This is a genomic window from Collinsella sp. TM04-29 (assembly GCF_003466565.1).
Taxonomy (GTDB): domain Bacteria; phylum Actinomycetota; class Coriobacteriia; order Coriobacteriales; family Coriobacteriaceae; genus Collinsella.
This window is the reverse complement of record NZ_QSPW01000002.1, coordinates 105467-128389: the sequence shown is the minus strand read 5'-3', so window position 1 is coordinate 128389 and position 22923 is coordinate 105467. Positions and strand designations below refer to the sequence as shown.

Annotated in this window: 22 protein-coding genes and 1 tRNA gene; 9 read left to right on the top strand and 14 right to left on the bottom strand. The window is 61.9% G+C overall.

What is annotated here, in order from left to right; translation table 11 throughout:
• Positions 1–108: 108 nt before the first annotated feature.
• The 3 genes from DXD39_RS06180 to DXD39_RS10170 form a co-directional block, all read right to left on the bottom strand.
• A complete protein-coding gene (locus DXD39_RS06180) occupies positions 109–708 on the bottom strand; it encodes a DUF1648 domain-containing protein (RefSeq protein WP_255413572.1) in 600 nt (199 codons plus the stop codon).
• Positions 709–1191: 483 nt separating this feature from the next.
• A complete protein-coding gene (locus DXD39_RS06175) occupies positions 1192–1788 on the bottom strand; it encodes a hypothetical protein (RefSeq protein WP_117776610.1) in 597 nt (198 codons plus the stop codon).
• Between the two features lie 4 nt (positions 1789–1792).
• Positions 1793–2092 (bottom strand): DUF2958 domain-containing protein, encoded by a 300-nt coding sequence (locus DXD39_RS10170; protein WP_158549349.1) that lies wholly within the window; start codon positions 2090–2092, stop codon positions 1793–1795.
• Positions 2093–2410: 318 nt separating this feature from the next.
• Between DXD39_RS10170 and DXD39_RS06165 the strand changes: the two genes are divergently transcribed.
• On the top strand, positions 2411–2605 hold the full coding sequence (locus DXD39_RS06165; RefSeq protein ID WP_117776608.1) for a hypothetical protein: 195 nt from the start codon (positions 2411–2413) through the stop codon (positions 2603–2605).
• Between the two features lie 34 nt (positions 2606–2639).
• Here the strand turns inward: DXD39_RS06165 and DXD39_RS06160 are convergent, their stop codons facing one another.
• The 5 genes from DXD39_RS06160 to DXD39_RS06140 all read right to left on the bottom strand — a co-directional run bounded on the left by DXD39_RS06160 (position 2640) and on the right by DXD39_RS06140 (position 5707).
• The gene (locus DXD39_RS06160) at positions 2640–3572 is read right to left on the bottom strand and encodes a DUF4268 domain-containing protein (protein ID WP_117641068.1); all 933 of its coding nucleotides are present in this window, start codon (positions 3570–3572) and stop codon (positions 2640–2642) included.
• Positions 3559–4263: a hypothetical protein gene (locus tag DXD39_RS06155; protein WP_117641069.1), complete on the bottom strand. Its 705-nt coding sequence runs from the start codon at positions 4261–4263 to the stop codon at positions 3559–3561. Before DXD39_RS06155 ends, DXD39_RS06160 begins: the two co-directional genes overlap by 14 nt.
• Before the next feature lie 15 nt (positions 4264–4278).
• Positions 4279–5202, bottom strand: coding sequence for an exonuclease domain-containing protein (locus DXD39_RS06150; RefSeq protein WP_117776606.1), 924 nt, complete (start codon positions 5200–5202; stop codon positions 4279–4281).
• Between the two features lie 15 nt (positions 5203–5217).
• Positions 5218–5400: a hypothetical protein gene (locus DXD39_RS06145; protein WP_117803490.1), complete on the bottom strand. Its 183-nt coding sequence runs from the start codon at positions 5398–5400 to the stop codon at positions 5218–5220.
• A gap of 230 nt (positions 5401–5630) precedes the next feature.
• Positions 5631–5707: transfer RNA gene (locus DXD39_RS06140), tRNA-Met, on the bottom strand.
• Between the two features lie 196 nt (positions 5708–5903).
• Here DXD39_RS06140 and DXD39_RS06135 point away from each other — a divergent pair.
• Positions 5904–6677: a type III pantothenate kinase gene (locus DXD39_RS06135; protein ID WP_158565460.1), complete on the top strand. Its 774-nt coding sequence runs from the start codon at positions 5904–5906 to the stop codon at positions 6675–6677.
• A gap of 197 nt (positions 6678–6874) precedes the next feature.
• Here DXD39_RS06135 and DXD39_RS06130 read toward each other — a convergent pair whose 3' ends face one another.
• The 3 genes from DXD39_RS06130 to DXD39_RS06120 form a co-directional block, all read right to left on the bottom strand.
• Positions 6875–7576 carry a hypothetical protein gene (locus tag DXD39_RS06130; protein ID WP_117759348.1) on the bottom strand — a complete coding sequence of 234 codons (702 nt, stop codon included), beginning with the start codon at positions 7574–7576 and terminating at the stop codon, positions 6875–6877.
• Positions 7577–9307, bottom strand: coding sequence for a dihydropteroate synthase (gene folP, locus DXD39_RS06125; protein WP_117803488.1), 1731 nt, complete (start codon positions 9305–9307; stop codon positions 7577–7579).
• Positions 9308–9402: 95 nt separating this feature from the next.
• Positions 9403–10155: an NAD-dependent protein deacylase gene (locus DXD39_RS06120; protein ID WP_117803487.1), complete on the bottom strand. Its 753-nt coding sequence runs from the start codon at positions 10153–10155 to the stop codon at positions 9403–9405.
• A 135-nt stretch (positions 10156–10290) separates the two neighbouring features.
• Between DXD39_RS06120 and DXD39_RS06115 the strand changes: the two genes are divergently transcribed.
• A complete protein-coding gene (locus DXD39_RS06115; protein ID WP_117803486.1) occupies positions 10291–11109 on the top strand; it encodes an exodeoxyribonuclease III in 819 nt (272 codons plus the stop codon).
• A gap of 535 nt (positions 11110–11644) precedes the next feature.
• Here DXD39_RS06115 and DXD39_RS06110 read toward each other — a convergent pair.
• Genes DXD39_RS06110 through DXD39_RS06100 form a run of 3 tightly spaced genes read right to left on the bottom strand, consistent with a single transcriptional unit; the run spans position 11645 to position 14962 of the window.
• Positions 11645–12358, bottom strand: coding sequence for a DUF6580 family putative transport protein (locus DXD39_RS06110; RefSeq protein WP_117803485.1), 714 nt, complete (start codon positions 12356–12358; stop codon positions 11645–11647).
• A gap of 4 nt (positions 12359–12362) precedes the next feature.
• The gene (locus tag DXD39_RS06105) at positions 12363–14006 is read right to left on the bottom strand and encodes an ABC transporter ATP-binding protein (protein WP_117803484.1); all 1644 of its coding nucleotides are present in this window, start codon (positions 14004–14006) and stop codon (positions 12363–12365) included.
• The gene (locus DXD39_RS06100; protein ID WP_233541124.1) at positions 14006–14962 is read right to left on the bottom strand and encodes an energy-coupling factor transporter transmembrane component T; all 957 of its coding nucleotides are present in this window, start codon (positions 14960–14962) and stop codon (positions 14006–14008) included. The genes DXD39_RS06105 and DXD39_RS06100 overlap by 1 nt, the downstream gene beginning before the upstream one ends.
• Before the next feature lie 126 nt (positions 14963–15088).
• Here DXD39_RS06100 and glmU point away from each other — a divergent pair, with 126 nt between their 5' ends.
• The 6 genes from glmU to gltA all read left to right on the top strand — a co-directional run bounded on the left by glmU (position 15089) and on the right by gltA (position 22865).
• Positions 15089–16501 carry a bifunctional UDP-N-acetylglucosamine diphosphorylase/glucosamine-1-phosphate N-acetyltransferase GlmU gene (gene glmU / locus DXD39_RS06095; protein ID WP_117803483.1) on the top strand — a complete coding sequence of 471 codons (1413 nt, stop codon included), beginning with the start codon at positions 15089–15091 and terminating at the stop codon, positions 16499–16501.
• A 191-nt stretch (positions 16502–16692) separates the two neighbouring features.
• Entirely contained in the window at positions 16693–17679 is a 987-nt protein-coding gene (locus DXD39_RS06090; protein ID WP_089573682.1) for a ribose-phosphate pyrophosphokinase, read from the top strand.
• 456 nt (positions 17680–18135) lie between these two features.
• A complete protein-coding gene (locus DXD39_RS06085) occupies positions 18136–19263 on the top strand; it encodes a hypothetical protein (RefSeq protein WP_117803482.1) in 1128 nt (375 codons plus the stop codon).
• A 371-nt stretch (positions 19264–19634) separates the two neighbouring features.
• On the top strand, positions 19635–20264 hold the full coding sequence (pth, locus tag DXD39_RS06080; protein ID WP_187364989.1) for an aminoacyl-tRNA hydrolase: 630 nt from the start codon (positions 19635–19637) through the stop codon (positions 20262–20264).
• 361 nt (positions 20265–20625) lie between these two features.
• Positions 20626–21465 (top strand): sulfide/dihydroorotate dehydrogenase-like FAD/NAD-binding protein, encoded by an 840-nt coding sequence (locus DXD39_RS06075; protein ID WP_117803481.1) that lies wholly within the window; start codon positions 20626–20628, stop codon positions 21463–21465.
• Positions 21456–22865, top strand: a complete 1410-nt coding sequence (gltA, locus tag DXD39_RS06070) for an NADPH-dependent glutamate synthase (protein WP_022094914.1) — start codon at positions 21456–21458, stop codon at positions 22863–22865. The genes DXD39_RS06075 and gltA overlap by 10 nt, the downstream gene beginning before the upstream one ends.
• The last annotated feature ends 58 nt before the right edge of the window (positions 22866–22923 follow it).

Genomic DNA, 22923 nt, shown 5'->3' with positions numbered 1-22923 from the left:
GCCGTGGCGGTCTTTCGGTTTATCTTTCCACGCTACCAGCGGAAACGAACTCGGCACGCCGAGTTGCGCCGCAAAATCCCGGGCGCCCGTAGTGCGCCCTTATCCTGCTCATAAGGACCGGCTATCCCTTACCTGTGACACAATCTCAAACGCACAGAACAGAATCATCAGTCCAATCATCGCATAAGAGGCAGCCGAACCTTCAAGCACTATTCCACAAAAAACAATCTCCGCGCCGCCAATAAGAACTGTTATCAGGCGCTCTGCCTTTTTGCTCTCGCCGCTCGCATAAAAAGGCGGCAAGGCGCACAAGATCACATATAGCCCGGGAAGGGAATACAGGATCGATAGTCCAAGTCCCCCATCAACCGCGGTGTTTTGCGCAAGAATCAACTGAACCCAAACGACAATTATCACTGAGCAGGTTGTCGATAAAAGAAGGCTAGAAATATAGCACGCAACAAAGTCCCGTCGCATTCGAACAGAGAAATCCGCGAACTCTCTTCGCCGCGTGGAAACAATAAGGTACACAGAAATTGCAATAGAACCAATCAGAGAAAACAGCGGAACAACCAGCAATTCAAGCTTATTACCCCATCGATCAACCACACCCCCACTCCAATGAGCGGGAATTGTATCAGGGAGGACTGACCAAGCCGCCCATAGAATCAGAAATGGAAGAATAGAGAGGATGAAGGATGATAACACTGCGGTAATTTTTTTGAGGCTCTCATCGATTCCGCATCTCCTTGCGCGCTCACATTCCACTCCGCCTTAAATCAAGTATAAATACACAGTCTTTCAAGACAGCTATTCAACATTGGTGGTCACCGCTATGGACAATGTGAACCACCTAAACGAACTCTCAATACAGTCCCAGCTTAGCACCCTTGAAAAACTGGTCGCGGACGCGGAACAATCTACCGACGCAAGACGCGATTTCGAAGCTCAGCCTCGTGCCGTATTCCAGAAATATGGAATTACAGACCTCCAAATCAAAGCGGGAAATCGAAAAGTCTCTGTACGAACTGGTGGAGTCAACCGAAAAGGAGGCGCGTGTCCCCGTTGCACGCGCAGTATATCGTCGTATCCAGCTCCCACCGTCCAAGGCACTTGGACGGTGGGAGTTCCGCATCCCCGGGAAAGGAAAAGCGCGGCCCATCCGGACCGCGCCCGCGCCCTCCTCCCATTTCACCCCGCGACGTAAACCGTCCGGCCCGTCTCGCAGTCGATGGTCTCGGCGTCCCCGAAACCGACCCGGACGGCAGCCCATCCGCCGGCGACCGCCAACGCGTCGGCCTCGGACCTCGCGGCGGCGATGAGGCGCTCGAGCGCGGCCGAACCCGCCGGTGCGGTCCCCACCTCGAACGCGCCGCCGTCGCCGCCCGACTCGTACTCGACGACGACCGTCGAGCCGAGAGCCTCCTCGAGGGTCTCGCTCAGGCCGCCCATGCCGTCGAGGGCGTGCCCGGCGACCGTGGCCAGCGGGTAGCGGGCCATCCCGGACGCCACCGAGCGGACGGCCATGCGAAGCAAGCCGGCGGCCTCGAGCGCCTCGATGAGCGCCGCGGGGACCGCGGCGTCGATGGCGATGTTGCCGTGCCCGCGGCACCACTCGGCCGCCGACGGCACGTTCGCCGTGAGCACGCCCCACCCGGCCATGTAGCCCTCGGAACGCGGGTCCGTGGCGTCGAGGAGGAGGACGGCCAGGCCGCCGCCCACGTACTCCCCGGCCACGAGGGCGAGGCGGACCGCCTCGCCCATGGAGTCGAACTCGACCGTGACCATGCGGCTACCTCCTCCTGACGGCGCTGAGCGGCTTCGGGGAGAAGTGCTCGTCGCGCTCGACGGCGGCGAACCCCATCTGGCGGTTCAGCTCGGCCATCTCCTTGATGCTGAAGTAGCCGAGCTCGTCGTCGTAGCCCTCGACGAGGCCGAACGCCTCGTCCGTGCCGTCGAACTCGAGCAGCCACCAGTCCCATCCGTTCACGCACGAGAAGTAGTGGGCGTAGACCGTGGGGTCCTCCGCCCCGTCCTGCCCATAGAGCCCCGGCACCGTCTTGGCGATTTCCACGGTCATCAGCTGCTGCATGTCTTCCTCCGTTCCGGGCACGTGGCCCTCAACATCTCGCCCCTGCGGGCAAAGCCGAATGGCGACGCCGCGCGTCGTCGTCGGCTTTGCTCCCTGCAAAGCCGCACCGGAGTGAAGACGGGTCAAGGGAGGTCCATGACGACCTCCACCAACCGGAGCGGAGCGGAGGTTTGTGCGGGGTCTCATGGGCCCCCTTGACGCGGCGTAGCGGAGGTGCCACCCGGCCGCGGAGCCGTGGCCGATTCACGGCGGACGCCGGCAGCCCGCGTCCAACATCGATACCATTTAAGGCCCTATTTACTTTTTGAAAGGAGTCGCATGGAACTCGAAGACATCATTTACGAGCTCACTTGCCTTCATGAGTCGATGCTTTTCTGCTGCGAGGACCGATTCGGTAAGGAGGACCCGGTCTTCGCGCATTACCGCATGGCGCTGGGGAGGATCGTCAGGGACCTCGAAGAAACCGAGCGGCGCATTCGGACCGAAACGGCCAGTGCTAAATCACGTCAATAAGAAACGCCCCGGCAATTTACTGCCGGGGCATTTTTTAGAGCTCGATCTCCGCGATTATTTTTTTCATCTCGAGGGCCCATCCGAGCTGCTCCTCGATGTACCCCGGCCATGCGTCCTGGTGGCCCTTGATGGGGTGGCCCGCCTTGTAGAAGCGCAGCCCCGATGCCTTTTTCGCATCGAAGGGTGCCGCTGTCAGCCCGAGGTGCTCCTCGAAGACCCCGCTGTTGGCGATGGCGCGGTGCCCGATCTCCTTGTCGTCGTCCACGTACAGCTCGATGCCCGTGCGGCCCCTTTGCGTATCGATGAGCAGGGCGAGATGGTATGCCGAGACCCCCAGGCGAAGCGTCGACCAATGGTCCTTGCTGGGCTTCTGCGGGCTGAACTCCTTGAGGAACTCCGGATGGCCGCCCGCCACATCGCGGTAGGCCGTCCAGTACGCCAGCTTGACCTTTTCGGTCTCGCTGAGCCCCTCGGAGAGCTTCACGGTCTTGGTCCACTCGTTCGGCTGCTCGACCACGCCGAAGCGCGGGGCGGGCAGGGAGTCCCCGATCTTCCAGAGCTCGACCTCGACCAGGAAGAACCCGAAGTCGCTGTCGGTGTGCTGGTTGAGCCACTCGATGGCCTGGCGGTGCTCGTCGCGGGCGCGCGCCACGACCCAGATGACGACCTCGGCGCCCTTGCCGGCGGCGTACGTGATCACCTTGCCGAGATGGTCGTGGTTGGTGTCCTCGAGCTGGTTCTCGATGATCACCTTGCGGCCCGTACCGGACTCCTGCGCGTAGATGTCCACGTTGAACGATCCGACCGAGGACTCCGTCTCTATGAGCTCGAGCTCGATTCCGACCGCCGTCCCGAGGGTTGCGAGGTTCTGCTCCTCGGCCAGCCACTTGGTGAAGTCGTGGGCCTCATGCGGCCACACCTCGCGCAGGGGGACCTTATGGATGGTGTCCAGGTTATAGGTCTTCATCCGCCGCCCTCTCGACCGATAATCCAGTGCCGTTGTAGAGCCTCTCGCCGTCAAACGAACGCAGCAGGAGCCCACGACGTTCGTCGACGTCCTTCAGCTCGCACGGATACACGAATAGCAAAATGTTTTGTCGGTACTTGTAGTCAGCGTAGACATCCGGATCGCCCAATCGCGTAGGTATGGACGCGATATCGTCCGCCATACGCTCACTTGACCCCACGTATATTCCGAGATAGTCGCTGAAGTTCTTATCGTGGTCATGCCTGCGGTATGTCGCGATGAGATAGCAGCCGGGCATATCGTAGCCGTTGAACGCAGCTTCGGAGGCTTTGACCTGCTGGCAGATGAACTCGTGCAGGGGCATCACCGTCGACGCGCCTTCAAATATTGATTGCCTGGCGGCATCGATCTTCTTGCGAGCCTCCGCGGCGGCCCTTGAGTCCTGGAACGCCTTCGTGGCATCCCCCAACGCGCCGGCTGCCGCGCCGACGCCTTCCGCCGCCGCACCAAATCCCTTGCCGATGCCGTCGGCAACAGCACGCGCGCCGTTGGTTGCCCCGTCGGCAGCGCTTTTCACGGCTCCATCGACATCGAAACCGAGCTGCTTTGCCCCATCGACAACCCCGGCGGCGGCTAAAACCCCCGCTGCAAGATTCACCGTGTCTTTTACGGTTTTCAAATTGACGGCCATATCGAGCCTTCCCTTCTATTCCGCCTTGCCAAATCGGTTCATGACCTCAAGCAACTCGCCCGTCGTGACGATTTTTGCCTGCGAGTTGCCGCTGAAAACTGCGTCGAGCTTGCTTCGTCCCACGTTGTCGCCTATTGCGAGGTACTTCGTGCTCTGCGCGGGCTTGCCATCGGTCGCTTTCATCCCGCATTCCTTAAGTGCGGCAAGGATCTCATCGCGATTGTAGCCCGGAGTAACGCCGGATACCTTCACCTTGAGTCCGACCGGATCAGTGATTTCGCCCGGATCGCCCCTGTGGCCCGCCTCCTCGGCTTTCGCCAAAACCTCTTCGATGGTTTCCTGCGACCCGTTCACCAGTCCCAAGCCCGTGAAAACACGCTTGCGGCCATGATGGGAGGAGGCATTCGGAGCCCAAACGGCGGGCTCGAGCGCACCGAACTCGCCGACCAGCCCACGGAAAACCCCAAGGCACGCCTCGGCGTCGCTCATGGCATCGTGGTGGCTATCAAGATGCACGCCGTAATGCTCGCAGAGGTCGACAAGCGCTCCGGGCAGACCCTTCTGCTTCGCCACCAGCATCGTATCGATTACTTCGATCTCGGGCATTTCGATGTCGTAGGCAGCCAGACTCTTCTTGATGTGGTGGATGTCGGCGCCGTTGGCGTTATGCGCGACCAGGATGTGGTCTCGCAGCAAATCCGCCAGACCGGCATCCTCCCAGAAGCGGACAAAGGTCGGCATGTCGTCCAGTGAGTCCCAATCGATTTCCAGATGAGACCTACTCCACCAACCAATCTCGCTCTCAGGATTGATCACCCGGCAAACCGGGTCGCCCAGGCAGTTTCCCTCAAGATCCGTGAGGATATAAGCGACCTGGCATATCCTCTGCTGGGGATTCGCCGTCTCGCTGTCCCAGAAGATATATCCCTTTTTCGCCATACGGCTTCCTTTCCCTTAGAACAAACTGTTATCCCATTCGGGTGCCTGGGTTATCGTCCCGACACGGGAAAGGAACAGCACGTAGAAGGGGTCGTTCTTGAGATAGTAAACGCAGGCCGCCTCGTACTTGTCGCCCTTCTCCTTGGTCGTTGCCGACCCGTTGACGATAGGGTCAAGGGCATCGTAGACGGTCTTCATATAGCGACTCCCTTGTTGTTATTCAGACGTCACTATTTTAGCTAAGGACCGCCGGGACTCCTCCCAATTGGAGTTTATCGGTCGATAAGTCAAGCCGACCGGTCCGCGATTATCAATGGTTTATCTGCTTCACATAATAAATTGACTCAGGATTCACCCGCAATTCACCCGCAAGGTAAACCGATAAAGAAAAAGCTCGGAAGCAATTTTGCTTCCGAGCTGCAAGTTCTTGGTCGCGGGGGCAGGATTTGAACCTACGACCTCCGGGTTATGAGCCCGGCGAGCTACCAGACTGCTCCACCCCGCAATGTCTGGGCGCCTCATGTGCGCAAGAAAGAATATTACGCGGGAGTTCGGTAAACGGCAAGGAAAATCTCGTAGAGCATAATTCCTTCATATTTAAACCCCTCAGCCCCTATCACCGTAAACGAATCGCAGCCGAGCGCCGTCGACGGCACGTATACAATGGTGCGCGTCCTTTTATGCCAACACCGGGAGTAGACATGCTGCTCGCTATCGATATGGGAAATACGCAGACGGCCATGGGCCTGTTTGACGGAGACGAGCTGGTGCAGTCGTGGCGTATGCCCACCGATCGCTCCTATACCGCCGACGAGATCCACGTGCGCCTGATGGGTTTCTTTAAGATGTACGGCCTCTCGCTCGATGCGGTTGACGCGATCGCCTTTGCGGGCGTGGTGCCGCAGCTCTCGCGCGAGTGGCACGCCGTAGCCGACCGCATTGCCGCGGACGCCATCGTCATCGGGCCGCAGACGGCCGCCGTGACCAAGCTGCGCGCGGCGCGCCCCCAGGCCGTGGGCGCCGACCGCGTCGCCAACGCCGTTGCGGCCGAGACTTTCTACGGCGCGCCGGCAATCGTGGTGGACTTTGGCACCGCGACCAATATCGACGTCATCGATGAGGACGGTTATTACATTGGTGGGGCGATCGCGCCGGGCATCCGCATCTCCATGGACGCGCTTGCCACCCGAGCCGCCAAGCTCGCCAGCGTGCCGCTCGAGGCGCCCGAGCACACCATCGGTCGCGATACCGAGGAGTGCATTAAGGTCGGCGCCGTGGTGGGCGCTGCCGCCATGGCCGAGGGCCTGGTCGCGCGCATGAAGCGCGAGCTGGGCCGCGAGGATGCCACCGTTATCGCCACGGGCGGTCTCGCCGGCATCGTCGCCGATTCGACCGACGCCTTCGACGTGGTCGACGGCCAACTCACCATCAAGGGCATCTGCGAAATCTACCGCCGCATGCAGGAGCTGGGATAGAGCAGGGGCTTAAGTCGAGCACGCCCGATGTCACAGCCCCGCAAACGTTCGCCAAGCCTATTCCTCAAAACTGAAAAATTTTCAATTTTGAGGAATAGGGCGCTGGCAACCCATTCACCAGATAGGCGAAACCCTCCCCGGCACAGGCCGAAGAGGGCTTCGTTGTCATCGTTATCTTTGAGCGCGGGCGCCTCGCGTTACAGTCCGCGAATCCGTACGGCCTCGGGCGGAAACTCCTGCTCGCCGGCATCGGTCTTGATGGTCGCGCGGCCCCAGATGTCCAGGCCCGCAAACACACCGACTGCGAGCGGCAAGCCGTTGGGCGACACCGCCGCGACCTGACGACCCAGCAGTGGCACCATGTCAAAGTACTCGCCCAGCACCGGAGCCAGCGGGCCGGCAGCGCCCTGCGGCGTGTTGGCGGCAACCGCCCAGGCGTCAACGCGGGTCAGCACAGCGGCGGCCAATGCCTCGATCAGCGCCTCATCTGCCATATCCACGCCAAGCTCACCCAGCGCCGCACGCTCAATATCAACCGTCACCGCGGCAAACATGCCCGCAGCACCGGCACCGCCGTTCACGGCAACACGCGCGAGCGACGCCTCAAACGCAGGCGCACCGCACACGATATCGCTCGGCCACTGGATACCCACTTTACCGGCAAGGCCCAACCCCGGCGTCGAAGCCGTGCCCACGAGCGCGTCCATCATGCCCATCGCGGCCACAAACGGCAGGCCGTGGAAGGCATGCATGTTCACATCGGGGCGCACAACCAGCGAAAACGTCAGCGAAGCATCGCCCACGCTCCACGCGCACCAGCCCGCGGACACGCCCTCGCGGCCCGCGTCACGCGCCGCGTCGAGCTCGGTACCGGCGACAACAGCATTCATCTCGATCATCTACATACGCCCCAATTCGCCCACGATATGGCCCACGCGATCCTCGGGTTCCTTGACCTCGACACCGTTATAGCGGAAGAACCGCGCCGGGTCGTGCATCAGGTCCTCGAGCGGCACCAGCACAAAGTCACGCTCGCCGATCAGCGGATGCGGCAGGCGCAGCTTTTTGCCGCCGTGGGTCTCGCCGTCCATCCACAGCAGGTCCAAGTCGATGGTGCGCGGACCGTTGGCCTTGGCCTTTTTGGAGCGGTCGCGACCCAGCTCGGCCTCGATCTTCATGAGCTCGTCGAGCAGCACCAACGGCGCCAGCTCGGTCTTAATCTCGATGACGGCGTTGGCAAACGCGTCCTGGCGCGTCTCGTAGGCCGGCTCGCTCTCGTAGATCTTGGAGGAGTTGGACACGCAGGTGAGTGGAATCTCGGCGATCATGTCGCGTGCGGCGCGGATGTTGTCACAGCGATGCCCCAGGTTGGAGCCCACGGCCACAAACGCGCGGCGCGGCTGCGGCTTGGCAACCGCCCAGTAGCCGTTCAGGAACTGCGCAAAGCCCGCGGCGTCGTGCACGCGCACGATGTTGGCACCGGCCTGGATGGCGCCCAGGCACACGCCAAACGTAGCGGCATCGCGCTCGGCGGCCTCGGTCACGCCCGAGACGGCGCCCACAAAGCGCTTGCGCGATACGGCGCACATGAGCGGATAGCCCAGTGACGCCATCTTGGCAGTCTCGCGCTGGATGACGATGTCCTCGTTGGCCGTCTTGCCAAAGCCCGGACCGGGATCGATGCAGATGCGGTCGCGCGACACGCCGGCGTGGATGAGCGCGCGGGCCTGGTCGGACAGAAAGCCCATGACGCGGCGCATGATGGGCGCCGAATCGGGCAGGGTGAAGCGGCGGAGCTGCGAGGTGGGCACGTAGGCCTCCTCGCGGCGGGCGCTGCGGCGCATCATGGCCGCCAGGTGATCATTGGGCTCCGGAGCGGCCTCGGTGGCCTCGGGCGCGGGCGCGACGGTCTCGGCAGCAGCAGCCTGCTCGGCGGCCGGCGTCTCCTGCTCGCTTGCAGGCTCGGTCGCGGGCTCAGGTTCGCCAAACGGCAACGAGGGCTGCACCACGCCGCCCGGAAGCTTGGCCTCCGGCTTAGGCTCGCCCAGCAACTTGCCGCGACGGCGACGGGCCGGCTTCTCGGCCTCGCGCGCGGCCTCGGCAGCCGCTTCGCGTGCCTTCTCGGCAACAAACGCCGCTGCCGAGGTATCGAGCTGCACCGTTGCGTGCGTGCGCGCGGGCGCGGCGACCTCGCCGGCATGCATCACGATGACGCCGCAGGTGCTCGTCTTAACAAACTCGACCATCTTGGGGTCGGTGAAGCCGGTCACGTCGTTGACGATCGAGGCGCCGCAGCGCACGGCCGCCTTGGCAACCGCCACATGACGCGTGTCAATCGAGACGATGGCGCCCTCTTTGGCCAGCGCGCGCACCACGGGCAGCACGCGGCGCGCTTCCTCATCGGAATTGACCGGGGTAAAGCCGGGGCGCGTGGACTCACCGCCCACGTCGATGATGTCGGCGCCGGCGTCGAGCATCGCCAGGCCGTACTCGATCGCGGCATCCGGGTCGAAGTGCTCCCCGCCATCGCTAAACGAATCGGGCGTCACGTTGAGGACGCCCATGATGCGCGGGCGGTCAAAGCTGAGCTCATACTTTCCGCACCGCCATGTCTTGCTGTCGTTCGCCATGAACATCCTCCTAAAATGCCCACGCCGCCGAGCTTGGGGAGCTGGCGGCGGGGTCGCTTTGCACTCAGTCTTTCTATTGTATCCGCGCACGCGGGCTAGAACGCAAACGCGGCCGCGATGTCGCAAGAAATCAGCAGGTCGGCATTTGCATCCTGATCGGTAGGCGCCAAATTGCAAATGGCCAGCGTATCGCCGGTAAAGTAACGCGTAAGGCCCGCCGCCGGATACACCACGAGCGAGGTCCCACCCACAATGAGGGCATCGGCCGCGGCGATGGCGGCAACGGCACCGGTCAACACATGCTCGTCGAGCGGCTCTTCGTAGAGCACCACATCGGGCTTGATGCGACCACCGCACGCAGGGCACACGGGCACGCCCGCGGCGTCCTCGTGCTCGCGCGAGCAAATCCACTCGGCGCTATAGACCGCGCCGCACGACTGGCAAATGTTGCGATGGACCGATCCGTGCAGCTCGAACACGCGCTGCGAGCCCGCCATCTGATGCAAGCCGTCGATGTTTTGCGTCACCACGGCATCAAGCTTGCCGGCGCGCTCCAGCTCGGCCAGCTTGGTGTGACAGCGGTTGGGCTTAGCGTTAAGCGCGATCATCTTGGTGCGGTAGAAGTCGAAGAACTCGGCCGGATGCGCCTCGTAAAAGCTATGCGACAGCATGGTCTCGGGCGGATAGGCAAACTGCTGGTGATACAGGCCGTCCACGCTGCGGAAATCGGGGATGCCACTTGCCGTGGAAGCACCAGCGCCGCCAAAGAAGACCACGCGCTTGTGGGTATCAAAAAGCTCCGCCAGCGCGGCGGAGGCCTGCTTGGGATCCGATATTGCCTGCGTCATATGAGCCCTCCGTCCTTGTTGATCGGGCGGCGTCGGGCGATGTCCCAGCATGCGACCTTTAAGTCAGCATGCGCGGAGCCCACCCCGCCCCTGTTGCGCTAATCTTAAGCCTGCCAACCCCGTCGAAAGGACACCATGCCTCAGACTTACACTTTCGCCTCGTGGAACGTCAACGGCCTGCGCGCCGTGCTCAAAAAGGACCCGAGCTTTATCCAGATCGCGCAAGAACTCGACGTCGATATCCTGGCGCTGCAAGAGACCAAGTTGCAAGAAGGCCAGGTCGATATTGACCTGCCCGGCTATCACCAAACCTGGAGCTACGCCGAGCGTAAAGGCTATTCGGGCACTGCGGTCTTTAGCCGCCAGGAACCGCTGCGCGTGCTGCACGCCGACGCGCTGTTACCCTACGCCGGCGAGGACAAGGCGGCCGCACTCGTCACCCAAGCCGTAACCGAGGGCCGCGTCTGCGCGCTGGAGTTCGACAAGTTCTGGTTTGTGGATGTCTACACTCCCAACGCGCAAAACGAACTCGCCCGCATCGACGTGCGCATGGCTTGGGACGATGCCTATCGCGGCTTTTTGAGCGCGCTTGAACGCGAGACCGGCAAGCCCGTCGTGACCTGCGGCGACTTTAACGTGGCGCACGAGGAGATCGACCTTAAGAACCCCAAGTCCAACCGCGGCAACGCGGGCTTTTCGGACGAAGAGCGCGGCAAGTTTACCGAGCTGCTCGACGCCGGTTTTACCGATACCTGGCGCGCGGCAAACCCCGACGTCGAGGGCGTCTACAGCTGGTGGAGCTATCGCTTTAATGCCCGCAAGAACAACGCCGGCTGGCGCATCGACTACTTCCTGGTAAGCGACGCAATCGCCGACAACGTACGCGACACCGGCATCCGCAGCGACATCTTTGGCAGCGACCACTGCCCCGTCACCCTCACGCTAGAGCTCTAGCCCCAACTGATCCCCTGGGGACGGAGGAAAACGGATCATTTTGGGCCTCGTGAGGGTATCCGCGTGACCCATCCGCCACGAAACACGCCCATCTACTACGTTTAAGCCACCACCCTCAACCACAGTGAACAACGCAAAAAGAAAACCGCAGGTAGAAAGCCTACGGTTTTTCATAAAACACGGTTGTGTTTGGGGGTGTCGGGCCAAACGTAGTAGATAGGCCGATTTCGTGGCGGGCGAGTTCAGCTGATTCCCCGGGGGCGTCTGGAGACGGAAGAAAACGGATCAATTTGGCTCTTGAGGGTCACGACGCCCGTCATATCAGCCAGCCATTCCAAAACTATGCCAGTTTACGGGGCTAAATCGCGAACCCCCAACCATACGCAATTCCGAAATAATAAAACCGCAGGTAAACGGCTTGCTCTATTTCAAAAATAGCCGGCATGGTCTGCTTGTGCCAATCTGGCCCCGTAAACCGGCATAGTTTTAAAATGGCACTTCTGCAGTATTGATTCCCGCCCCGGCGCAACCAGCCCTACAGTCCGTACTTCACGACGACTCGGTTGATGCGGCGACACCAAGGCTTGTACAGGGCGACCAAAAACACGCAGGTCGCAAGGCCGTGCGTGATATCGAACGGTACGGCGGTGGCAAGACGCGCCATGGCACCCGCCCACGTGAGCGGTTGAACAAAACCGATAATGTCGTAGGCGTTGATCACAACGCCGTACAGCAAACCCGAAGCAAAGCCGTAGGTCAGCAGCGCCAGCATACGCACGGTGCCATCGGCGCGATCAAAAGCGCCGGCATGCGCCAGCGCACCGCCAACGTATCCCACGAGCCCCCAGGCATACATCTGCCACGGCGTCCACATGCCCTGTCCAAAAAAGAAATTGCTGGTCAGCGCCGCCAGCGCGCCAACCATAAAACCATTGCGGCGGCCAAGCGTCGCCCCCGCGATAATGGCGATGGCACTCGCGGGTTTAAAGTCGGGAATGGGGCCAAACAAGATGCGCCCCGCCGCGGCCAACGCCGCCAGAACCAGCGTTGGCATAATCTGGCGCAGGCCCGGTCGCGACGCCTCGTAGCCTGCAAAGAACAGCGCAAGCACCAGCGCCACCACGACAAGCATGGCGAGCGCCGCCTGCTCAACGCCCGCCAGCAACGCCGCAGCCATCACGGCTGGCACCGCCAGCAGCAGCGGTATCTCCAGTTTTGCGAGTAGGCGCACGATGCGATAATCCGTCATCCCATCACGCCCTATAAAACACGTTGTCGGCAAAGAAGTCGGCCGGGGGCTCCATGCAGGCAATCTCGCCATCGAACATCATGGCGATGTCGTCGGCGACCTGCTCGGCAAAGTCCAAATCGTGCGTAGCCATGATGACGGTGCCGCCAGCCTTCGCATGGTCACGCAGGGCGCGGGCGATGATGCGGCGGCTCTCCAGGTCCAAGCCCTTCGTGGGCTCGTCAAGCAGCAGCAGCTCGGGGCCAATCAGCAGCAGCTTTGCCAGCGCGAGCAGCTGGCGCTGTCCGCCCGAGAGGTCGTAGGGGTGACGCGTCTCCAGGCCGTCCAATCCCAGTTGCGCCGCACGCTCCCGCGCCAAGTTCTCGTCATATCCGCAGGTCGAGGCCCATTCCATCAGCTCATCGCGAACCGTCTCGGCAACCAGCAATGCTTTGGGATTCTGAGGCAACAGCGCCGCCGAGGCCGCTCCGCGCACCATGCGGCCGCGCTGCAGCTTGGCGGTCTTGGCCAGCACCGAAAGCATCGTCGACTTGCCGCAGCCGTTTCCGCCCACGACTGCATGCACCGCGCCAGCCGAAAACGACGCATCGAGCCCGCGCAGCACCCAACCGCCCGCGCGATCGTAGCGAAACCAGCCTTCCGACAGGGTGGTAGCCGACCCAGCGTGCATTTTTTGGAGTATTCTGCTTCCATTCGTGCGCGGGAAGGCTTCCGAGCCGTTCTCGAGCGACGTTTGCGCCACAAATTCGGACGATTTGTCCAATCCCGAACTTTTTTTCGCGCTCGATACGTCCCCGGGCGGCTCCAGAGAGCCCAAATTGTCCTCACGCCTGCTGAATACTCCGTTTTTTGCACATCGGACGGCACCCCACCCCAACATGTCGTCGGAAAACAGCGATTCTCGGCGTCCCAAAGAAGCCATATCCGCCACCTCGCGCACGCGACCGTCCTCAATCCGGTACGCACACGTCGCGTATTCGAGCATTGGGCGCGGCTGATGCGTCGCCACAACAACCGTGCAGCCCAGCTCGCGATTCACACGAAACAGCGCGTGCAGGAAATTCTTCTCGGCAACGGGATCGAGCTGAGACGTGGGCTCGTCGAGCAGCAGCACGCGCGGGCGCAGCGCCAGAACGGCCGCCAACGACAGCAACTGTTTGCGACCACCCGAAAGCGTGTCAGTATCGCGATGAAGCCAGTCCTCCAGACCAAAGAAATAGCTGGTCTCAGCTACGCGACGGCGCATCTCATCACGTGCTAGCCCCAAGTTTTCCAGGCCAAACGCCATCTCGTGCCACACGGTTTCGCACACGATCTGGTTCTCGGGATCCTGGAACACATAGCCCACGCGCTCCGCCGATGCCCGCACGTCCATGTCGGCAACGTTCTCGCCCAGCACGCGCGCATCACCAGTGCGCTCGCCCGCCGGCGCGATCTCGGGCTTGAGCAGCGACAGTAGCGTCGACTTGCCCGAACCGGTACCGCCAACAAGCAGCGCAAATGCACCTTGGGGAACACGCCAATCAAGCCCCTCGAGCACCGGTGCCCCGGCCCCGGGATAGGCAAAACTAAGGCCCTGCACCTCAATCGCCGGAATATCCGGGCCGCACGCCGCGCCCGACACCGGGCCCCTATCCAACCGAGACATCAGCCAAACCTCTTCTCATCAATCGCATGCAACGCGCAAGGCAGCACCATCCAGGCAGCGTACACGACATAGCCCGGCCACGGCGCCGGCACCGAGAGCTGCGGATAAAACGAATACTGCGTCGTCGCGGTCCACGCCACTGCCGCCGTGGCCACGCCAAACAACGCAAGCCCAACCAGCGCGGCAATGTCGCTGCGCCCCAGTCGATACCGCGCATACGTCGTACGACGCGTCGCGGCACCCCACCCGCGCGAGCGCATCGCGTCCGCGCGCTCCAGCGAATCTTCCATGCCCCAGCCCATCAACACGCTCGACGCCCGCAGGCGCGAGCGTACGGGGTCGGCCGGCGCGCGGCCCGGCACATCAATCGCATCCTGCACCGCCAGCACCGTACGACCGCGGCGCAAAAACTGCGGGATAAGCCTCATGCACATCGAGATCATGAGCGCAATCACCGGTGCGGCATTACCCAGCAGCGCGAGCACCTTGTCGTATTCGAGCATCGACGCCGCGGCCCCAAACCACAGCACGCTCGCCACAAACAGCCCGCCCATGCACAGGCCGTATACCATGCTCTCCAGATACACCGCGCGCATGCCAATACGGAACAGCTCCGTCGAGCCCGAGGCGCTAAACAGAGGATTGACCAGCGCGATAATCAAAATCACCGGCAGCTGCCAGCGAAGCGCCCCCAACGTGCGGGCAGCCCCACGCGTCGCAAATCCATACGCCAGCCCGCCCGCAAGTGACAGCGCAATCAGTACCGGCTGCATCGAGAACATAGTGAGCCCCAGCGTCAGCACTATATAGAGTGCCGGCACAGCCGGATGCGACATCGAGAATGCCGCGACGGGCTCGTTGCCCGATTCCTCTCGCATGATATCCACGGGCACCCCATCCCCTCGCTCAAACGTCAACGCCGCAGCGCCGCCACCATACACAACCAGCGCAAACACCGCGTCAACGGCACCGACATCGGCGGCAATGCGTCAATCGTTACGCGCTCGTCATATGCCTGCGGTATCATATTGCGCCGTGTATCGTTTCCAAACACACGTCTCTATAACGTAACAGGAGATCACATGGACGCAACCGCAATTATCCTCGCTGCCGGCGAGGGCACCCGCATGAAGTCGAACCACTGCAAGGTTTCGCACAAGATCCTGGGTAAGCCCATGGTCCAGTGGATCGTCGACGCTACCATCAAGGCCGGCTGCAGCCGCGTCGTGGTTGTCATCGGCAGCCACGCCGACGAGATGCGCGCCCTCATCGACGGCGCCTACGCCAACAGCGCCACCAAGGTCGAGTGCGTCGAGCAGACCGAGCGTCTGGGCACCGGTCACGCCGTGAAGGTCGCACTCGAGGCCTGTGGCATCACGCAAGGCCCCGTCGTGGTGCTCAACGGCGACCTGCCGCTCATCACCGCCGACACCGTCGCCAAGTTCGCGCAAACCGTCGCCACCGGCGAGCTCGCCTGCACCGTCATGACCATGACCCCGCCCGATCCTTTCGGCTACGGCCGCATCAAACTGGGCGACGACGGCCAGATCGAGCGCATCATCGAGCAGAAGGACTGCACGCCCGAGCAGGCCGCCACGCTGCTGGAGTGCAACGCCGGCTGCTACGCCTTTGACGGCGCGCAGCTCGCCGCCCACATTAACGAGATCGGCAACGACAACGCGCAATCCGAGTACTACCTGCCCGACATGCTCGAGATCCTCAAAGGCCACGGCCAGGCTGTCTCCATCTTCCACTGCGACGACTACCGCGACGGCCTGGGCGTCAACAGCCGCATCCAGCTCGCACAGCTCACCGCCATCGCGCGCGACCGCATCAACGAGCACTGGATGGCCGAGGGCGTTACCTTCATCGACCCCACGCAGGCCTGGATCGGCCCCGATGCCGTTATCGGCCGCGATACCGTCGTGTGGCCGCAGACGCACCTGATCGGCCACGTCACCGTGGGCGAGGAGTGCCAGCTCGGCCCCAACAGCCGCCTCACCGACACCACCGTCGGCAGCGGCTGCGTCATCGACGAGACCATCGCCATCGAGGCCGTCATCGAGAACGGCGTCGACTGCGGCCCGCGCGCCTACCTGCGCCCGGGCACCCACATGCTCGACGGCTCCAAAGCCGGCACGCACGTGGAGATCAAAAAGTCCACGATCGGCGAGGGATCCAAGGTGCCGCACCTGTCCTACATCGGCGACACCACCATGGGCCCCGGCGTCAACGTGGGCGCTGGCTCCATCACCTGCAACTACGACGGCGTGCACAAGCACAAGACCGTCATCGGCAAGGATGCCTTCATCGGCTCCGACACCATGATGGTCGCGCCTGCCCAGATCGGCGACGGCGCGCTCGTGGCCGCCGGCTCCGTCATCACCGAGCCGGTCCCGGCAGACGCACTCGGACTGGGTCGTGCCCGTCAGGTAAATATTGAGGGCTGGGCCGCCGATTATCGCCGCCGTCTGCACGAGGACGACGAGGTATAACGTTTTATCAAGCATCTAAGGAGCTGTTCCCATGGGGACGGCTCCTTTTTCTATGCTGACCTGCGCGACCGGATGAGTGGTCGGTTCGTGTCCGTTGACGGTAAAGACGTTATCAAGACTCGATAAACCCCGCCGCGCGGTTACAATGCAAGAAGGCATCTATATGGCATTCGATATAAAGGAGAAGGGTAATGCCGATTAATGATCCCGAGAAGTCGGAGAATATGCGCAAGTCCATCCGCGTGTATTCCGGTTCCTCCAACCGTCCCCTCGCTCAGAAGATTGCTGAGTACCTTGGGGTCGAGCTTTCGGGCCTTACGCTAAAGCAGTTCGCCAATGGTGAGATTTACGCCCGCTACGACGAGACCGTCCGCGGCGCCGACGTCTTCCTGATTCAGTCCGTGGCCGGCGGCAACGTCAACGACATGCTCATGGAGCTGCTCATCGCCACCGACGCTGCCAAGCGCGCATCCGCCCGCTCCATCACCGCCGTTATCACCCACTACGGCTATGCCCGCCAGGACCGCAAGGCCGGCCCGCGCGAGCCCATCACTGCCCGCCTCGTCGCCAACCTGCTCGAGCGCGCCGGCGTCAACCGCATCATCACCCTCGACCTGCACCAGGGTCAGATCCAGGGCTTCTTTGATATCCCGGTTAACCACCTGTCCGCGCTGCCGCTGTTTGGCCAGTACTACAACGACATGCACTTCGACACCGACAACCTGGTTGTCGTCTCCCCCGACGTGGGTCGTGCCAAGGCCGCCAAGAAGCTGTCCGACATGCTCGGCTGCGACCTGGCCATCGCCCACAAGGGCCGTCCGCGCCACAACGCCGCCGAGGTCATGGGCATCATCGGTGACATCAAGGGCAAGACCTGCATCATCAACGACGACATGATCGACACCGCTGGCACCCTGTGCGCCAACGTCAAGGAGCTCAAGGCTATGGGTGCCGGCGACATCTACGTGTGCGCCACCCACGGCATCTTCTCCGGTCCGGCCATCGAGCGTCTGAACGACGCCCCCATCGTCGAGTGCGTCGTCACCGATGCCATTCCCGTCGAGGTCGGCGGCAAGATTAAGACCATCTCGGTCGCCGAGGAGTTCGCTCAGGCCATCTCCGCCGTTTACCACGAGGAGCCCGTCTCCACGCTCGTCGGCGGCGACTTCGCGCTGTAATCCAACGCACATCGCATCATCTTTGATGTTTCAAAGGGGGTCGGAAGTTCGCTTCCGACCCCCCCTTCTATTCCTCGCCAACCCGCCTTGGACAGTTAGTTCAAATTTGTATTTTTCTGAGCGCTCACACGGGTCACTTGATACGCCAAAAGCCCTCTTGTCGGCATAATATTGGCCAATCTCTCTTCTGGCGGACGTCTTCACTATGTCATTTGCTCCATTTTGCCCACTGAACCCTTCAGTAATGGCAAAATGCCCCGGTCGTTTTATACAAATCTGAACTAACTGTCCAGCACCCATCTCGGTCCATACCTTCAAGGCCAAACCAGCGCCCCGCGCTCCGTTTTTCAAGGCCCCTCGCACAATCGCGCTACCGTCCGCGGCACACGACGCTCCTTTGAGCGAAAAGAACGGCACAGCCATATCATTTCGCCAACGGCTGAGTACCTTATAGCTATGACCGCCGTGATCTCACATTTCTCCGCCCTCCGCGCAATTCGCCGCGCTCGACGGGTGTACTCTGCGCTTCCCTGGAGCGCCATCAACGCCGAACAACAAGCACAAGCCCTTGCGGGCTGCGTTCCCAATAAAGACGCCATAGACTTTGCGGCTCTTTCGATGCTTGATGCCTGGAACGAAGACGACTCCGAGCGCTTAGACCTCCTTGTTGCGGATGGTAACAACAGACGCCCCGACGAACGCCTTCTCCAGCACTCCATCACCGCCCCGCTTCCCGCAGGGGCAATCATGCACATCGAAGCCGACATCTACGCAACGTCTCCCGCCATGACAGCCATGTTGTACTCTAGGAATGAGCCCGTAGCCAAGGTCCTGATGCTTCTCATGGAGCTACTCGGCTCTTACTCCCTCCCGCCCGAGGCAACCTATCCCATCGCCCATGACGACACGTGGCCCAAGGCCGATAGCTTCAAAGTGCTGGACGATCTTGATTGCCAGGGCGACCAACCGGCAGCCGAAAAACAAAACGAAACCCGCTACGAGCAGGCACACTACAAATGCGAGCCTGCTACAACCATAAAAGAGCTCGAGGCAGTCGCACAGTTTGCCAAAAGCAGCTCCTACGCCTCGTTTCGCACGGCCGTCAGGCTCGCCCGAGCCGGATCCGCATCCCCAGCGGAATCCTTAATGTTCGCCGTCCTAGGCGCACCCATGCGTTTTGGCGGATTCGGATGTTGCAGCCTGCCCATGGGAGGTCTGCTGCTCAACTATCGAATCGACTTCGACACCCTTGCAGTCAACATGTCCTCGGGCATCCCCTATGCCATCTGCGACTTATATTGTCCGGCCGCAGGAGTCGACAACGAATACAACGGAATTGGACACGAGCTCCAGAACGCTCGCATCCACGACGGAAACCGCAACAACGGCCTTAAAGCCATGGGCGTTCACGTTCTGGTTATCAATCGCGACCAAATGAAAGACCTTGTTGCACTCGAAGCCTTCGCCCAGACGATGCATCGACTTGCCGGTATTCGATTCCGCTATCGCATCAAGGGCTATCGCAAGCGTCAAGCTGCATGGCTCAACGCTCTTCGGGCCGGAATCGGCCTCGCGCCGGTCTAGAAAGCGTATCTCGACAACATCGCCGAGCAAGGCTGGACAGTTAGTTCAGATTTGTATAAACAGACGGCTTATTTCAAGGCGCTTTGCTGCCATCTCGGGGCCAATCACCTCATTTAAAGGCTCGAATGGCTTCGAAATAGCGCAAAACGTGCGCCCCAAAGCACCGAAACGGCTCCATGTCTCCGATTTTGGCAGCCGAGAGCCTCTTGCTTTATACAAATCTGAACTAACTGTCCACCCCGGTTTCCTGCAACCGCTCAAACGCCCTCAACTCACCTCAATCGCCCTCAACTCACCTCAATCGCCCTCCATTTGACAGCGGCAACGGGGTCGCTCACCATAGCAGACGATAAATCGACGAAAGGAAGCACATGGCAGCTGCACAGCCGCTTAAGATTCGCATGGTTGCCGGACTTGGCAACCCTGGCGAGGAATACGCCGAAACCCGCCACAACGCTGGCTTTAAGGCAATCGACGAGCTGGCCCGTCAGGCCGGTGTCACGTACTGGAAAAACCAGGCCGGCGCCGAGGTCGCACTCATCAACATCAACGATCCCGAGGAAGAGGGTGGCAAGCGCCAGATCGTGCTGGTCAAGCCGCAGTCGTATATGAATACCTCGGGTGGCCCCATCTCCAAGCTCTGCCGCGAGTACAAGATCAAGGCCGAGGAGCTACTCGTGATTCACGACGAGCTCGACATCCCCGCCGGTGACGTGCGCGTCAAGGTGGGCGGTGGCCACGCCGGGCACAACGGCCTGCGCTCCATCATCGACAAGATGGGCAGCCGCGACTTTAGCCGTATCCGCACCGGCATCGGCAACCCTCCCGGCAAGATGGCCGTGGCAGACTATGTGCTCAAACAGCTGCGCGCCCGCGAGGCCGATGACTTCCAGGACACCTGCGCCCGCGCCGCCGACGCCGCGGGTCTCGCCATCGTGCACGGCGTGATCTATGCCCGCGACCACGTCAACGGCGCCGCCTCCGCCAACGGCAAGCACTAAAACCTATCATTTAGGGACAGGTTTATTTTGGCGGCTTTTATCTGCGGAAACGCCGCGGTGGCCGCATTGCAATAAACACGCTGCCACCATACATGCATAACGCTCCAAAGGGGGCCGGCCTCACCAAAGCGCGAGGCCGGCCCCCTTTGTCGTTTTGCCTGATAAAACCTACCAAAATAAACCTGTCCCTTTTTTGGCAGGTCACTTTTCCGCCTGCCGAAGATACACGTAAACAGCATGTCCATGAGGGTATAATTTGCACCGTATGTCTGCACAACGCCTGTGCGCGTACGGTTTTATTCGGGCTACCGTCCATTTCCGTGGAGGCACGGTTCGGCGGCCCTAACAAGAGAGGGGTTCTATGTATAAGATCCTGGAGAAGACGCAGTTCTCGGAGAAGGTGTTCAAGTTCCGCATCGAGGCGCCCGCTATCGCCAAGCATGCGCACGCTGGACAGTTCCTCATGGTTCGCGCCAACGAGACGGGCGAGCGCGTCCCGTTTACCCTAGCCGGCTGGAACGGTGACGAGGGCTGGGTCGAGTTCATCTTCATGGTGATCGGCAAGACCACCGAGATGCTTTCCACCTACGAGGCCGGCGAGTCGCTGCGCGACGTCGTGGGCCCGCTGGGCGTTCCCACCGAGATGGCCGAGGGCCCCTGCGCCGTCATTGGCGGCGGCGTCGGCCTGGCAATTGCCTTCCCGGTCGCCAAGCACCTGGTCGAGACCGGTCACGAGGTCCACGCCATCATGGGCGCCCGCACCAAGGACCTCCTGCTCATGGAGGACCAGTTCCGCGAGCTCCTCGACGAGGACCACATCCACATCACCACCGACGACGGCTCCTACGGCGAGCAGGGCGTTGTCACCGCTCCGCTGGAGCGCCTGCTGCAGGACAAGGACGTGAGCCAGGTCTTCTGCGTCGGCCCCGTTCCGATGATGAAGTTCTCGACCCTCACCGCCCAGAAGTACGACACCCCCATCACCGCGTCGCTCAACCCCATCATGGTTGACGGCACCGGCATGTGCGGCTGCTGCCGCGTCGAGGTGGGCGGCGTGACCAAGTTCGCTTGCGTCGACGGCCCCGACTTCGATGCCACCCTGGTCGACTGGGATGACCTTCGTGCCCGCCAGGCCGCTTACCGTTCCGAAGAGGGCGCGTCCCTCAAGGCCTATGAGGAAAAGAGCTGCGCATGCCACTAGTTAACGGTCGTTTCGTTGCCGATATGAAGTCGCCCCGCACCCCCGATAACGAGGAGCCGGCTGCCGAGCGCGCCTGCGACTTCCGCCCCGTCGACAAGGGCTTCACCGAGGAGATGGCGCTGGCCGAGGCCGAGCGCTGCCTCAACTGCAAGAAGCCGTTCTGTGTTGAGGGCTGCCCCGTCAACATCAACATCCCCCGCTTTATCGAGCAGATCCGCGCGAAGGACTTCGGCGGCGCCCTCGATACCATCCGCGAGGACTCCATGCTTCCCGCCATCTGCGGCCGCGTCTGCCCGCAGGAGAACCAGTGCGAGGGCAAGTGCATCCGTGGCAAGAAGTCCGAGCCCGTGGCCATCGGCCAGCTCGAGCGCTTCCTGGGTGATCGCCCCGAGCTCGCCTCCACGCCCAAGATGGCCCCCAAGAATGGCAAGAAGGTCGCCGTCGTCGGCTCCGGCCCGTCCGGCATCACCTGCGCCGGCGAGCTCGCCCGCAACGGCTTTGACGTTACCGTCTTCGAGGCATTCTTCACCGGCGGCGGCGTGCTGGTCTACGGCATCCCCGAGTTCCGTCTGCCCAAGGCAGTCGTCAAGCGCGAGATTGACGGCCTGGAGGACATGGGCGTCAAGTTTGAGTACAACTCCGTCGTGGGCAATATGGCCACGGCCGAGGAGCTGTTCGAGCAGGGCTTCGACGCCATCTACGTGGCGACCGGCGCAGGCCTGCCCAAGTTCCTCAACGTCCCCGGCGAGAACCTGCCCAACGTCTTCTTCGCTAACGAGTACCTCACCCGCGTGAACCTGATGAAGGCCAACAAGTTCCCCGAGTACGACACCCCCACCAAGCACGGCAAGAACGTCGTCGTCTTTGGCGGCGGCAACGTGGCTATGGACGCTGTCCGTACCGCCAAGCGTCTGGGCGCCGAGCACGCCATCATCGCCTACCGTCGTACCGAGGACGAGATGCCCTGCCGTCGCGCCGAGCTGCACCATGCTAAGGCCGAGGGCGTCGAGGTTCTGCCGCTCGTCTCCCCGCTCGAGTTTGTCGCTGGCGAAGACGGCTCCGTGTGCGCCGTCAAGGTCCAGAAGATGGAGCTCGGCGAGCCTGACGAGTCCGGCCGTCGCCGCCCGGTGCCCATCGAGGGCGCCATCGAGGAGATCCCCTGCGACGTCGCCATCTCGGCTATCGGCACCAACGCCAACCCCTTCGCAAAGAAGATCGGCGGCAAGATGGAGCTCAACAAGTGGGGCTACATCGTCGCCGACGAGGAGACCGGCCAGACCACCGATCCCCGCATCTGGGCCGGCGGCGACATCGTCACCGGTGCCGCTACGGTCATTCTGGCGATGGGCGCCGGCAAGAAGGCCGCTGCCTCCATCACCAAGAGCCTGCTGGGCGAGTAATCACCCTCAGCGCTAGCCACCAAACGGCAAAGTCCCCGTCGAGCACACGCCCGGCGGG

Excerpts from the sequence above, each read along its gene's own strand:
- DXD39_RS06075 (WP_117803481.1), top strand. The coding sequence starts at position 20,626 with ATGTATAAGATCCTGGAGAAGACGCAGTTCTCGGAGAAGGTGTTCAAG.
- DXD39_RS06150 (WP_117776606.1), bottom strand. The coding sequence starts at position 5,202 with ATGGCGAAAAAGGGATATATCTTCTGGGACAGCGAGACGGCGAATCCC.
- DXD39_RS06085 (WP_117803482.1), top strand. The coding sequence starts at position 18,136 with ATGACCGCCGTGATCTCACATTTCTCCGCCCTCCGCGCAATTCGCCGC.
- glmU (WP_117803483.1), top strand. The coding sequence starts at position 15,089 with ATGGACGCAACCGCAATTATCCTCGCTGCCGGCGAGGGCACCCGCATG.
- DXD39_RS10170 (WP_158549349.1), bottom strand. The coding sequence starts at position 2,092 with ATGCAGCAGCTGATGACCGTGGAAATCGCCAAGACGGTGCCGGGGCTC.
- DXD39_RS06115 (WP_117803486.1), top strand. The coding sequence starts at position 10,291 with ATGCCTCAGACTTACACTTTCGCCTCGTGGAACGTCAACGGCCTGCGC.
- DXD39_RS06130 (WP_117759348.1), bottom strand. The coding sequence starts at position 7,576 with ATGATCGAGATGAATGCTGTTGTCGCCGGTACCGAGCTCGACGCGGCG.
- DXD39_RS06145 (WP_117803490.1), bottom strand. The coding sequence starts at position 5,400 with ATGAAGACCGTCTACGATGCCCTTGACCCTATCGTCAACGGGTCGGCA.
- DXD39_RS06160 (WP_117641068.1), bottom strand. The coding sequence starts at position 3,572 with ATGAAGACCTATAACCTGGACACCATCCATAAGGTCCCCCTGCGCGAG.
- folP (WP_117803488.1), bottom strand. The coding sequence starts at position 9,307 with ATGGCGAACGACAGCAAGACATGGCGGTGCGGAAAGTATGAGCTCAGC.
- DXD39_RS06135 (WP_158565460.1), top strand. The coding sequence starts at position 5,904 with ATGCTGCTCGCTATCGATATGGGAAATACGCAGACGGCCATGGGCCTG.
- DXD39_RS06175 (WP_117776610.1), bottom strand. The coding sequence starts at position 1,788 with ATGGTCACGGTCGAGTTCGACTCCATGGGCGAGGCGGTCCGCCTCGCC.
- DXD39_RS06155 (WP_117641069.1), bottom strand. The coding sequence starts at position 4,263 with ATGGCCGTCAATTTGAAAACCGTAAAAGACACGGTGAATCTTGCAGCG.
- pth (WP_187364989.1), top strand. The coding sequence starts at position 19,635 with ATGGCAGCTGCACAGCCGCTTAAGATTCGCATGGTTGCCGGACTTGGC.
- DXD39_RS06165 (WP_117776608.1), top strand. The coding sequence starts at position 2,411 with ATGGAACTCGAAGACATCATTTACGAGCTCACTTGCCTTCATGAGTCG.
- DXD39_RS06105 (WP_117803484.1), bottom strand. The coding sequence starts at position 14,006 with ATGTCTCGGTTGGATAGGGGCCCGGTGTCGGGCGCGGCGTGCGGCCCG.
- DXD39_RS06120 (WP_117803487.1), bottom strand. The coding sequence starts at position 10,155 with ATGACGCAGGCAATATCGGATCCCAAGCAGGCCTCCGCCGCGCTGGCG.
- DXD39_RS06090 (WP_089573682.1), top strand. The coding sequence starts at position 16,693 with ATGCCGATTAATGATCCCGAGAAGTCGGAGAATATGCGCAAGTCCATC.
- DXD39_RS06110 (WP_117803485.1), bottom strand. The coding sequence starts at position 12,358 with ATGACGGATTATCGCATCGTGCGCCTACTCGCAAAACTGGAGATACCG.
- gltA (WP_022094914.1), top strand. The coding sequence starts at position 21,456 with ATGCCACTAGTTAACGGTCGTTTCGTTGCCGATATGAAGTCGCCCCGC.